General features: G+C 48.4%; 12 protein-coding genes and 1 tRNA gene. 6 read left to right on the top strand and 7 right to left on the bottom strand.

What is annotated here, in order from left to right:
* Nucleotides 1-1821 (top strand): M1 family peptidase (locus tag EA392_14640; protein TVR36683.1); only part of this gene is annotated, 1821 nt, incomplete at its 5' end.
* Between the two features lie 110 nt (nt 1822-1931).
* Nucleotides 1932-3839, top strand: a complete 1908-nt coding sequence (locus tag EA392_14635) for a M1 family peptidase (protein ID TVR36682.1) — start codon at nt 1932-1934, stop codon at nt 3837-3839.
* Here the strand turns inward: EA392_14635 and EA392_14630 are convergent.
* Entirely contained in the window at nt 3836-4996 is a 1161-nt protein-coding gene (locus EA392_14630) for a glycerol acyltransferase (GenBank protein ID TVR36681.1), read from the bottom strand. The genes EA392_14635 and EA392_14630 overlap by 4 nt on opposite strands.
* Before the next feature lie 89 nt (nt 4997-5085).
* Between EA392_14630 and EA392_14625 the strand changes: the two genes are divergently transcribed.
* Nucleotides 5086-6390 carry a DEAD/DEAH box helicase gene (locus EA392_14625; GenBank protein TVR36680.1) on the top strand — a complete coding sequence of 435 codons (1305 nt, stop codon included), beginning with the start codon at nt 5086-5088 and terminating at the stop codon, nt 6388-6390.
* Nucleotides 6391-6490: 100 nt separating this feature from the next.
* Complete coding sequence (ytxJ, locus tag EA392_14620) at nt 6491-6874, top strand: bacillithiol system redox-active protein YtxJ (GenBank protein ID TVR36679.1); 384 nt, start codon at nt 6491-6493, stop codon at nt 6872-6874.
* 71 nt (nt 6875-6945) lie between these two features.
* Here ytxJ and EA392_14615 read toward each other — a convergent pair whose 3' ends face one another.
* Nucleotides 6946-9204 (bottom strand): penicillin-binding protein, encoded by a 2259-nt coding sequence (locus EA392_14615; GenBank protein ID TVR36678.1) that lies wholly within the window; start codon nt 9202-9204, stop codon nt 6946-6948.
* 401 nt (nt 9205-9605) lie between these two features.
* On the opposite strand from EA392_14615, the gene EA392_14610 reads away from it, so the two are divergent.
* Nucleotides 9606-9839 (top strand): hypothetical protein, encoded by a 234-nt coding sequence (locus EA392_14610; GenBank protein ID TVR36677.1) that lies wholly within the window; start codon nt 9606-9608, stop codon nt 9837-9839.
* Entirely contained in the window at nt 9829-10155 is a 327-nt protein-coding gene (locus EA392_14605; GenBank protein ID TVR36676.1) for a hypothetical protein, read from the top strand. Before EA392_14610 ends, EA392_14605 begins: the two co-directional genes overlap by 11 nt.
* A 151-nt stretch (nt 10156-10306) precedes the next feature.
* On the opposite strand, the gene EA392_14600 is transcribed toward EA392_14605, so the two are convergent.
* The 5 genes from EA392_14600 to EA392_14580 all read right to left on the bottom strand — a co-directional run.
* Nucleotides 10307-10558: a hypothetical protein gene (locus EA392_14600; protein TVR36675.1), complete on the bottom strand. Its 252-nt coding sequence runs from the start codon at nt 10556-10558 to the stop codon at nt 10307-10309.
* Nucleotides 10559-10654: 96 nt separating this feature from the next.
* Nucleotides 10655-11086, bottom strand: a complete 432-nt coding sequence (locus EA392_14595) for a PIN domain-containing protein (protein TVR36674.1) — start codon at nt 11084-11086, stop codon at nt 10655-10657.
* Nucleotides 11076-11330, bottom strand: a complete 255-nt coding sequence (locus EA392_14590; GenBank protein ID TVR36673.1) for a hypothetical protein — start codon at nt 11328-11330, stop codon at nt 11076-11078. Before EA392_14590 ends, EA392_14595 begins: the two co-directional genes overlap by 11 nt.
* 151 nt (nt 11331-11481) lie before the next feature.
* Nucleotides 11482-11559, bottom strand: a tRNA-Val gene (locus tag EA392_14585).
* Between the two features lie 95 nt (nt 11560-11654).
* A partial coding sequence (locus EA392_14580) for a nucleotidyl transferase AbiEii/AbiGii toxin family protein (GenBank protein ID TVR36672.1) occupies nt 11655-11976 on the bottom strand: 322 nt, incomplete at its 5' end.

Below are 11976 nucleotides of genomic sequence, written 5' to 3'. Positions count from 1 at the left end.
ACCTACTGGCAGCAGCACGTAGATTACAAAATGGAGGTGGAGATGAATGTGGAGGACTGGACCTATTCCGGAAAGCAAATCCTCACCTTCACCAACAACAGCCCCGACACCCTGAACCAGGTGTTTTACCATCTGTATTTCAACGCTTTTAAGCCCGGGAGCATGATGGATGTGCGCTCGCAGGAATTACCCGATCCCGACCGTCGGGTAGATGATAAAATTGGCAAACTCGAACCAAACGAATACGGCATCCTCGAGCCCAAAACCATCAGACAGGATGGCAAAAAGCTCGACTTCGACGTGCGCGAAACCATTCTTCAGGTTCCCCTTAAAAAACCCATTTTACCCGGCGCGAAAACGGTGCTCGAAATGGACTTTCACGGGCAGGTACCTCCTGTTATTCGTCGCGCAGGCCGCAACAGCAGAGAAGGCATAGACCTATCTATGGCACAGTGGTATCCCAAGCTTTGTAACTACGACCACGACGGCTGGCACCCCAACCCATACATCGGTCGCGAGTTCTATGGTATATGGGGCGACTTTGACGTGAAAATCACCATTGATGCCCAATATATACTGGGTGCCACGGGATATTTGCAAAACGCGAACGAAATTGGATATGGTTATCAGGACGATGGCGTGGAGGTAGATCATACTGGAAAAGATAAACTTACCTGGCATTTTGTAGCGCCTCAGGTACACGATTTTGTGTGGGCTGCCGATCCGGAGTACAATCACTTTTACATAGACACCGACGAAGACCTCCGGCTTCATTTCCTTTTTAAAGGTGTGGATTCTACCATGGTGCGAAACTGGTACAACCTGGCGGGCTACACCACAGAGACCTTCGCTTTCGCCAACAAACACTTTGGCAAGTACCCCTACAAGCAGTATTCGGTGATTCAGGGTGGCGATGGCGGCATGGAGTATCCCATGGCAACACTGATTACCGGCCGACGCAGTTTTGGCAGCCTGGTGGGAGTTACGGTACACGAAGTGATGCACAGCTGGTACCAGATGTTGCTCGCCACACACGAACTCCTGTACCCGTGGATGGATGAAGGTTTTACTTCATACGCCAGTGAAATTATTATGAATCACCTGTTTGATATTGAAGAAGAACCCCGTGAGATGCACCAGCGCGCCTATGCGGGCTATCTCTCCATTGCGGGTACCGCCGAAGAAGACCCCCTTACCATGCACGGTGATCACTACCAGAGCAACCGCGCCTATGGTATTGCCGCCTACAATAAGGGGCAGGTGTATTTGCATCAATTGAGCTATATCATCGGTCAGAAAACACTGGATAGGGTGTTGCTGCGCTATTTCAACGAATGGAAATTCAAGCACCCCAGGCCCAATGATTTTCTGCGTATTGCCGAGAAAGAATCCAACATGATACTCGACTGGTACCACAATTACTTTGTGAATACCACAGAGGTGATTGACTACGCCATTCGCTCACTTGAACAGCGAGGCAACCAAACGCTGATTACCCTCGAGCGATACGGGCGCATGCCCATGCCGGTAGAGCTGGTTATCAGGAAGAAAAACGGAAAAGACGAATTGCACTACATCCCCATGGAAATCATGTACGGACGTAAAAAGCACGGCAAGAGCGATGTGAAAGTGGTGGACTGCGAACCGTGGCGATGGACCAATCCCACGTACATCGTAACCCTTCCATACCCTGCAACCGACATCCGCATGGTGGAAATTGATCCCAGCTACCGAATGGCCGATGTGGACCGCTCCAACAACCTCTTGCTCATTCCTGAGGGTGTCCAGATGCTCATACAGCCGGTGGCGCCCAACAGATAGAGCCATTCTGCTTTTTTACCGAAACTTGCCTGCTACAGGTCGAAAGGATGACCATATGGTCTGCCTGCACGCTTTCTCAGCGTACCTTTGCAGCATTAAACCCGCAAGCAATGTTTTCTTTACGTACTGTTTCCCTGTTTTTGATAGTTTTTCTGGCCGGATGCCAGTCACCCGACCACTCGTCTGAATCTGTGAGCCCTGAACCACGTACCGCGGTGTTTGTGGAAGACCCGCACAGCTTTTCGCGGCCCGACCGTGCAGTAACCACCCATCTCGACCTCGATATGTTTGTGGATTTCGAGGAGCAGATCATCACCGGAGCAGCGAGTTACAACATTTCTCGCGCAGTCGGAGCCGATGAACTGGTGCTGGATATAGACAGTATCGAAATTTTGAAAGTGGTGCTGGACGATCAACCTACCGGCGTCATGTACAGTATAGGTCATGGCAATGAATTCGGTCAGAAACTTACCATTCAGCTCAATAAAAACACGCGGAAAGTGATCATTCACTACAAAACATCACCCCGCGCATCTGCTCTCCAGTGGCTTCAACCAGAGCAAACCCTGGGCGGCATTTACCCCTTCCTTTTCACTCAAAGTCAAGCCATTCTCGCCCGAAGTTGGATTCCCTGTCAGGACAGTCCTGGTGTTCGATTGACCTACACTGCCAATGTGCAGGTTCCCGAGGGAATGATGGCCGTGATGAGCGCTTCGAACCCACAAAAACCCAATCCATCGGGTTTGTACCAGTTTACCATGGAACAGCCCATTCCGCCTTACCTGATTTCAATGGCAGCAGGACAGCTTGCTTTTGAGGCAGTTGATGAGCGAGTAGGGGTGTATGCCGAGCCTGCCTTGCTGGATGATGCAGTGTACGAATTTGGAGATACTCCGCGAATGCTCGAAAGTGCCGAGCGTCTATACGGTGCATATCCGTGGGAACGCTACGATATCATTGTGTTGCCACCGAGTTTTCCGTTTGGTGGAATGGAAAATCCGAGACTGACCTTCAGTACGCCAACCATCATTGCCGGCGACAGATCACTGACTTCACTCATTGCCCACGAGTTGGCGCACTCGTGGAGCGGTAACCTCGTTACCAATGCCACATGGAACGATTTCTGGCTCAATGAAGGCTTTACGGTGTACATCGAAAAGCGCATCATGGAAGACCTTTACGGTGCTGACTATTCGGAAATGATCAATCTGCTGGATTTTCAGGATCTGCTCGAAACGGTTGAAAAATACGGCGATAACAGCCCGCTTACCCGCCTGAAACTGGATCTTGCAGGACAGGACCCCGATGAAGGAATGTCGGACATAGCCTACGAAAAGGGCTACAACTTTTTACGCGTGATTGAAGAGACAGTTGGCCGCGAGCGGTTTGACCGGTTTTTGAAATCCTATTTCTCCGAGTTCGCGTTCCAGTCCATCACTACCGAAATGTTTCTGGAATACCTGCGTACCGAGTTGCTCACATCCGGAGATGAAGGCATTGGAATTGATGAATGGGTGTACGGTACCGGACTTCCTGACAATATTGTGGTGCCGGTTTCAGATCGTTTTACCACCATTGAAGGTTTGTTGGATGAGTGGTACAAACGCAAAATCACTGTGCAGGATTTACCCGTGGATCGCTGGACCACCCACGAGTGGTTGCACTTTATTCGAAATTTGCCCGCCAATATTGAAGTAGAGCGATTGGAAGAACTCGATGCGCATCTCTACCTCACACAGGCCCGCAACGCCGAAATCAAATCGGCGTGGATGGAAGTAGCCGTGAAGCGCGGCTATCGCGACGTGTTGGAAGAACTTGAAGATTTTCTGCGCGTGGTGGGTCGGCGCAAGTTCCTGAGTCCTTTGTATGAGGCTCTTTATCACTCAAACTGGGGCAGGGAAGAGGCCTTGCGCATCTACGCCCGCGCGCGTCCGGGTTACCACACCGTTACAGTGCGCACGCTGGATGAAATGATGCAGTTTGACCCTGAGAAATATAAAGGAGCTATTTCACTTTAAATGCTCGCACTGCTCGAACCAAGACTTTCGCGAACCCGATCAACGGCGTTGGCGTAGATGCCTAGCAGAATTTCGCGGTCGGTGTCATCGGGCTGATCCAATTGAGCGAGCTGGTGATGGAGGTAATCCTCAAAACGCTCGCGGTCCTCAGGTGTGTAGTACTCCCGGTTGTGATCCGAAGCGTGCAGCATATCATGAGCTATGTAATTGGTGGGCCAGAGTTTGTAACCCCTGTTAATCCGGCGGTCAATGATTTCGGCGAGTATCCTGATTTTTTCGTTTTTATTGCGCTCTTCACGCAGGGTCTCAATGGCATCGTCGAAAGGGGTGCCAACCTGCAAATGAATGCGTCCCTTGCGCCCCAGCACGCCGGTTATCATGCTTTGCAGGTCTTCGTTTTTGCCTTTGGTGTATGCACCTTCGGTACGCATCGTTTTCAGCTCTCGTGCTTTCAGGAAATCGCAGGGGTCAAATTCGTATGAAATGGTCATGGGCAACAGGTGCAGCGAGTGAAAGCAGTCTGCGTAGGCCCCTTCAAAACCAATGGTGAGCATTTTGAGCAATCCAGGTTGGGTACGGTCAATACCATCTTTGCTGCGACCTTCACGTTGAGCCAGCCACACCGAAGTGTTTTCCGCGATGCGGCTGTGGATGTAGGCCGATAGTTTGAGCGAGTTGTTGTACATCTCCTTTTGCGGCACATTTCGCTTTACAATGAAATTTTTGTTGAGCTTACTCAGGTCCTCGGCCAAGGTAAATGAAAGCAGGTTACTCCCGATGGCCGTTTCGGTGCTCGGAATTCCTTCATCTATCAAGCTGATATTCAATATGGCAGAATCCAGAATAATATCACGGTGGTTGCTGATAAAAAGGTGTCCGCAATGGGGGTCAATGTTTTGAAAGCCGCTGTAGCTTAAGCCTTCCGAAGACCGCTTCAATACCGCTTTAACCGCCGTTCTTGAGATGTTTTTTTGAAAGTCGAACACATTGCGACAAGAACGCATCATGCGGTAAATCTGCTCGCGTGGCGTTTCTGGATACACGAATTCTACCAGCTTCTCAAAGCTCTTGTTTTGCAGCACGCGCTCAATGGCCGCCGGCACCTCATCGTCGTGAAAAGGGCGGATATCGCTAAAATCCAAATCCTGTGCTTGCATGGTTTCGTGCAGTGGAGTTACCGCAAAAAAAAGAAATATAATTTGAACCCGCTGAACTTTTCAACGACCTTTACCGCCAAGCGAAAACCATGTCAGACACTCAGTTTACGGATTTGCCACTTACGCGCCAGTTTTTGCAGGCCGTAGATGATATGGGCTACACTGAGCCCACGCCGATTCAGCGCAAGGCCATTCCGGTGATTTTTTCAGGTCAGGATGTGATTGGCGTGGCCCAAACAGGTACCGGAAAAACCGCTGCCTACCTCCTGCCATTGCTGCGCAAACTCAATTACGCACAGGGCGATGCGCCGCGCATGCTCATTTTTGTTCCCACCAGGGAGCTGGCCATACAGGTGGATGACATGGCGCGCGAGCTGGCCAAATACACCGATTTGCGCATTGCCACGGTGTATGGCGGAAAAGGGAAAACTGAGCAGCGTAAGCAGATTGAAACAGGGGTGGACCTCGTTATTGCTACCCCGGGCAGGTTTATGGACCTTTACCTTGAGGGTGCCATTGTGGTGAAAAAAGTACACACTTTGGTGCTGGATGAAGCCGATCGCTTGATGGATATGGGTTTTATGCCGCAATTGCGCTCTATCCTGGAGGTGATTCCGCGCAAAAGGCAGAATCTGCTTTTTTCGGCTACCTTTTCCAAACGCGTGGAAGAACTCAGCGCGGAATTCCTGGAATTTCCTACCGACATTCGCATTTCCACTTCTGAAAAAACCACCGAAACCATTGCGCTCTACTATTATCGTGTGCCCAATTTCAAAACCAAGCTCATGCTGCTGGAGCAATTGTTGGCCAACGAGGAAACGTTTCAGCGGGTGCTGATTTTTACCCGCTCGCGCACCACAGCCGAAAACCTTGGCAGGTATCTTCAACGCAAGTACGGCGAGGTGGTGAAGATTCTTCACGCCAACAAGGGGCAGCAAAGCAGAATCAACGCTTTTGAGGCTTTTCGTGGTGGAGCATTGCGGATTTTGGTGGCAACGGATGTGGCCTCACGGGGTATTGATGTGAGCGAGGTGTCGCACGTGATTAATTTTGAGTTGGGCCCAGATCCCGAGCACTTTATTCACCGGGTGGGACGAACCGGCCGCGCTACCCGAGAGGGTATTGCCCTGAGCTTTGTAAACGATGTGGAACTGCACTTTTTAAAACGCATCGAAAAGGCCATTAAAAAGGAAATCCCCGAACTGACCCTGCCCGAAACAGTGGTATTGCAACCCTACTTACCTGACGAAGAGCAGGAAATTGCCCGTACGCTCGATTTGCGCAAACAAAAGGAAGACCCCGAATACCTCGGTGCTTTTCATGAGAAAAAGCGGAAGCCCGCAGGGTCCGGGCGCAAAAAAACCGGCAGGAAAAAGGGTAGTAGGCGGCGTTGAGTGGTTGAGGTTTGACTTTGAACTGCAACACACTCTCAAAAAACTTTTCGCGCCCATGGCTTGTTAACCAAGGCATCAAATCCGCTACCTTTGTCGCACCATGGCATTAATTAGCTTTTTCAATCGCTTTTTTGCAGGATCTTCTCCGGAGCAGGAGCAGGGCCTGAATTGGAAGCACCTCACTGACGTTTCACAACTGGAAGACATCATTTCATTATCGGCCACCCGTCGCGTGTTGCTGTTTAAGCACAGTACACGTTGCGGTATCAGCAGCATGGTGCTGCGTCAGTTTGAGCAAGGTTTTTCTCCGGACGAGCATACAGATCTTCACTTCATTGATTTACTGCGATACCGCGATGTATCCAACGCGGTTGCAGAGCGCTTTAACATCATCCACCAATCACCCCAGGTGCTGGTTATCGAAAACGGGAGCTGTGTTTTGCATGCCTCGCACCACCAGATTCTTGAGATGTCGTTGGGTTAAGTTGAGCTTGTTTTTGCCCGATCATAGTCAACTGAAAGAGAATCTGCTACCTATTGCGCGCCGCACACCGCTCACCGTTTGTCTTTGTTAAAGAGTCGCTGCAAAAGCCCGTCCTTTTTCTTTTCTGCATTGCGCTGCTTTCTTTCGGATTTTCGCTGTTGCTGTTTATCCGTCGTGCGTTTTGAACGAAACAATTCCTTAAAGGAGTCTATCGCTGAGGGCTCCTGGTAATCCGGGCAGTCAAGAATCTCTTCGAGGGCTGGAGGTAACTGAGGAAAAGGAGCAAAAACCATGTGTTTTAAATCGGAGCTTTGCCGGATTTCACGCAGCATGATCCCCACCAATGGAAGTGCCAGTTTACTCCCTGAACCGTATTGGCCACTGCTGAAATGCACTTCGGGCAGCGAGGCTCCTACCCGCGAAACCACCACAAGTTGAGGGGTGAACGCTCCGAACCAGGCGTCGGCATAATCCTGTGATGTGCCGGTTTTGGCCGCAATGGGTTCGTCAATACCGTACACCGAGTGCAGCGAAGTGGCTGTTCCGGTGCGGACTACTTTCTGCATCATCCACTGCATGAGCATTGCACTTTGTGCAGAAAGCACCGAAGCTCTTTCGGGCTGCGCCTGTCTTTGGTACAGAATTTCACCATCCGCAGTAGAAATTTGCTCAATGCTTGTAGGTATTACGCGATACCCGCCATTCGCAATGGCTGCGTATGCCACACACAACTCAAGCGCGCTTCCCGAAGCACTACCGAGGGCAACCGAGGGGCCTTCGGGAAAATCCGACGCAAAACCCATTTGTGACCACAAGGCTTCCAGATTTTCGCGCTCCAATTCGAGTAAAAGCGAAACCGCAGGCAAATTGGCTGATTTTGCCAACGCGCCGGCCATGGAGTATTTGCCTCCTGAACTGTGGTCATAGTTGCGCGGAGTCCAGTTGTTGTGATCCTTAAAAACAAGGGTATCGTTCGACAGCCAGGAGCAGGGGGTGAGGCCAGCTTCCAGTCCTGCTGAAAACAAAATGGGCTTAAATGCGGATGCGAGCTGGCGTTTGGCCGTAACCTGGTCGTAGGGCTGCGTTCGGAAATCAATGCCACCCACCCATGTTTTAATAGCGCCCGTTTGCGGGTGTATGGCTACCAATCCGGCATGCAGCAGGGTAAGGTCGTGCAAAATGCTATCGAGAGCGGTTACCGAATCATTGTAATGCCCTTGCCAACTATAAAGTTCACGTTGTTTGCGCACATCGTGGTTGGTGTTGATACCGGCCTGACTCATGCGTAGGAGTGCTCTTCGTACCAGAGAATCCTTTCGCTTTCCTTCGTAGTGTTGGCTTAGCAGAGGCTGCATCCTACTCAAATGGATGCGGAAGGCATCCAGGGCGTGTTGTTGCATTTGATGATTGAGCGTGGTGGTGATGATTAAGCCGTCTTTTTCGAGATCATAGGATTTGCCCGACTGTAACTTGAGGTCTTGCAGAATGCTTTGCACTTCCTGCTTTACGCGAACCAGAAAATAGTTGGCCGGCCCCTCGCGACTGATATCGGCGTAATTGAGCCCAATGGGAAGTTGAGCCAATGAATCTGAAACATCCGCAGCCAGGTATTGATACTTTTCCATCTGCCCTAGCACAACATTTCGTCGGCGAAGTGCATTTTCGGGGTACAAGCGCGGATTGTAAAAAGTGTTGGCTTTCAGCATTCCCACTAACACTGCGGATTGCTCAACGCTCAGGTCTTTTGCGCTGCGATTGAAGAAGCGAATGGCGGCTGCCTCTACACCGAAGACATTTTCTCCAAAAGGCACGGTGTTGAGGTAGAGCGTGATGACTTCTTCCTTGCTGTAAATATCTTCAATGCGTCCGGCCAGGATGGCTTCCTTTACTTTGTTCACAGGAAGACTCAATGGGCCATGATACTTCCGGCCGTATAGGTTCTTGGCCAGTTGCTGGCTGAGGGTGCTTCCTCCTCCAGATCGTTCATTGCGCATCAACAGAGATTTAAAGAAAACGCGCATCAGGCTGCGATAATCTACTCCCTTGTGCTCAAAATACCGGGCGTCTTCGGTGGCTATTAGTGCATGAATGAGGTGGGGCGGAAACTCTTCAAACCCGATATTGGTTCGATTTTGTGCAAAAAACTTTCCGATAAGCCGGCCGTCCTCCGAGTAAACCAACGAAGCAGTTTCATGTTTGATACTCCGCAGTGCATCTTTGTGGGGCAAATCGCCAAATACCCCGGTGTTGACACCGGCAATAAACAGCACAAGGCTACCCAACAACAGCAGGAGACAGGCTGAAAAGAGTATGAGTAGTTTTCTGAGCATCGTTGATGAGGTGTGAACGCAGATTGATTACGGACTATTGCCGCGAAAATACAGCGGTAAAACGAGGTATGCGTCGGATTTTCTGGCATGAGTTGGCACTGTGGTGCATGTGCGTGGCACGGCATGCTCAAAGCCATCGTCTTGTTTGTTTTACCACTTACAAAGGCGTAGGTTATGGTTGAGCCGGTTTGCGATTTCGAGAATTTTTCGCTTCGCTGTCGCAGCCCTTCACAGCTTCCATTCTAAAACTCCGGTATACCGAAGTGGTTTTTACGGATTCTTTGTGGAAGTGGCAGGGCCGTATTCAAACTCCTTGTCCCGCTGATTGCGATTCATGACAAATTCAGTAAATTTGTGTTGAGTTGTTTTGCAACTTCAAACCTTAAAGCCCCTTTTTAAAAATGAAACTTCAGGTTATTCAAGACAGCAAGGGCAATGCAACAGGAGTTTACATTCCAATTAAAGAATGGAATGCACTTAAAAAGCAGTACAAGGAGTTGGAGGCATTGGAATATCAAGAACCTACCAAAGAGCAGATTTTACAAGAACTCAAAGAAGCTGTAAACGAGCTTAAACTGGTGGAGCAAGGTAAATTGAAAGCTCGTCCCGCAAAAGAGCTTCTGGATGAGCTTTAGTATTTCTACCTTACCGCTTTTTGACAAGCAAGCCAAGCGATTGGCTAAAAAATACCCTTCGATTAAAAATGATCTGGCTGAGCTCATTGAAAAGCTCGCCGATGAACCGGAGCAAGGAACGGCTCTTGGCAACGGCTTTTATAAAATCCGTCTGGCTATTGCTTCCAAAGGAAAAGGTAAATCAGGTGGCGCAAGAGTCATTACTTACGTGAAAGTCGCTCACAATAATGTTTACCTCACGTCCATCTTTGACAAGTCCGAAAAAAGTACCATTACCGATAAGGAACTGGAACAGATTTTTAAACTGGTTCCATAAAATGTACGCAGCTGCCGTGCAGTTGCTATTGTGAGATTGCATGCCCGACCAACCCGCCACATAATCTTCGCGGATCAGCCCTTCACCCGGGCCGTCGCTCACCAGCGGAGAGTTCTGGAAATAGCATTCAAAACGGTTGCCGTTGATGAGCTTAGTTGACTTCATGTGTTGGTATTAACGCTCTGGTATACCGGAGTGGTTTTATGGATTCTTTGTGGGAGCTTACAAACCCGCTTTCAAGGTCTTTTTCTTTTCCTACGTAGCGATAACGCTTTTTGGAGAATGTGCGTAATGAACTGTCGCCAAAGGGGTAGTGCTCTTCGCGGTCAATTACAGTTCCGTTGGTAGCGAGTCGGGCAGAGGGTGCTTCCTGGTCTGAAATCTTATATCTATCACCGCTCATGAACCAAAAGTAAGGAATTTTGGGTTTTAGCCGCTAAAAACGGCTATCTCGCTCATCCTCGTTGCAAACGAGGACGAGTGGGGGCGGCCATTTCGATTAGCTTTCACTTTTTTCTTTCATTTTCAGGAAAAGCAGCGGCGTCATAACCGCGATTTTTGAATTTCTGAAGTCTTTAATATTTCGGGTGATAATGGCATCTAAATCTTTAATTGTCAATGCTGAAGAATATTGAACTGAATCCTCAAAATCTTTGAAATCATTTTTCAGGGCCTGCAATACTTCATTCTTTGTCGTTCCGATGATTTCGGTCATTTCTATCAGCGTTTCCACGACATCAATAGACTTCTTATGTCCCAGGAATCTCCGAACGATATAGTAAATGTTGTTTATACTCACAGCAGAAAGATACAGGACAACTTCGCCTTTTTCATTCAAGTCAAAAAGTTCGCTTGCCGGATTGGCATGAGGTGCTCTATCGGTGAAAAAATCAATGACCACATCCGAATCTAAAAACAGTTTAAACGCCATACTTTTTCGATAATTCTTCGCTTAGAATTTGTTTGTAGTCGATGTTTTCGTCAGGCTTGATTATTCCTCTCAACTTTCTGACTTTAGGGGAAAGTTGTTTATGGCTTACTTTTCTGCGACTGACAGTAACCAGTTTAAAATAGTTTTCAACCAGCTCAGAAAGACTTTGCCCTCTTTCTTTAGCGTACACTTTGGCAATTTCAATGACCTCTCTGTCCAAAGTCAATGTCAATTTAGTATTCATTGTTGCTTTTTAAACAAAGATACGTGTTCATTGCTACTTTAGCAACACGTGTGGCTGAAATTGGAAATTACACGGATTCTTGTTTACGTGTCAAAAAACAACCAGATAATCGGAATTATTCCGATTATCTGGTTAAAATGTAGCAAATGTATTGTCGGCGATACTGCTTTCGAACCAGCGACCCCTAGCTTGTCGAGCTAGTGCTCTAAACCAACTGAGCTAATCGCCCTGATGGTGCAAATGTATACGATCGGTAGAATTGCCGTGAACTTTTGTAGTGATAAATGTGGTGATTATGTGCGCTGGATTGACCTTCTGCTATGATCAAGCCCGCTCAAATTTCATTTTGCCTATTAAATCTTTGAAATAATCAGGGCTCCAAATCTTTAATACATCATTATTTGGGATAAACTTAATCACATCCTCTTTAATACTTCGGAAAGAAACTGATTGAATCTTGGCATCTAAAAGCTCAATAATCTGTTCATTAGAAATACTATCCTCTTGCCAGTCATTGGTTTCTTTTGCCCTGGTTAAGAAGTGATTTACATCCAATGGAATTCCTTTTTTAATATACCATTCCAGGTCATACCAATCCCTGCCTTTGACTCTGGTCTTCCACTTTCTAAATAGCAAGGCATGCATT

The organism is Cryomorphaceae bacterium (assembly GCA_007695365.1).
GTDB lineage: Bacteria > Bacteroidota > Bacteroidia > Flavobacteriales_D > SKUL01 > SKUL01.
The sequence above is the reverse complement of the archived record's forward strand: the minus strand, read 5'-3'. Positions and strand labels throughout refer to the sequence as shown.

Bases quoted from the DNA above. Each gene is read 5' to 3' on its own strand.
- EA392_14615 (TVR36678.1), bottom strand. From the start codon at position 9,204: ATGCTCAGAAAACTACTCATACTCTTTTCAGCCTGTCTCCTGCTGTTG.
- EA392_14630 (TVR36681.1), bottom strand. From the start codon at position 4,996: ATGCAAGCACAGGATTTGGATTTTAGCGATATCCGCCCTTTTCACGAC.
- EA392_14600 (TVR36675.1), bottom strand. From the start codon at position 10,558: ATGAGCGGTGATAGATATAAGATTTCAGACCAGGAAGCACCCTCTGCC.
- EA392_14595 (TVR36674.1), bottom strand. From the start codon at position 11,086: ATGGCGTTTAAACTGTTTTTAGATTCGGATGTGGTCATTGATTTTTTC.
- ytxJ (TVR36679.1), top strand. From the start codon at position 6,491: ATGGCATTAATTAGCTTTTTCAATCGCTTTTTTGCAGGATCTTCTCCG.
- EA392_14590 (TVR36673.1), bottom strand. From the start codon at position 11,330: ATGAATACTAAATTGACATTGACTTTGGACAGAGAGGTCATTGAAATT.
- EA392_14610 (TVR36677.1), top strand. From the start codon at position 9,606: ATGAAACTTCAGGTTATTCAAGACAGCAAGGGCAATGCAACAGGAGTT.
- EA392_14625 (TVR36680.1), top strand. From the start codon at position 5,086: ATGTCAGACACTCAGTTTACGGATTTGCCACTTACGCGCCAGTTTTTG.
- EA392_14635 (TVR36682.1), top strand. From the start codon at position 1,932: ATGTTTTCTTTACGTACTGTTTCCCTGTTTTTGATAGTTTTTCTGGCC.
- EA392_14605 (TVR36676.1), top strand. From the start codon at position 9,829: ATGAGCTTTAGTATTTCTACCTTACCGCTTTTTGACAAGCAAGCCAAG.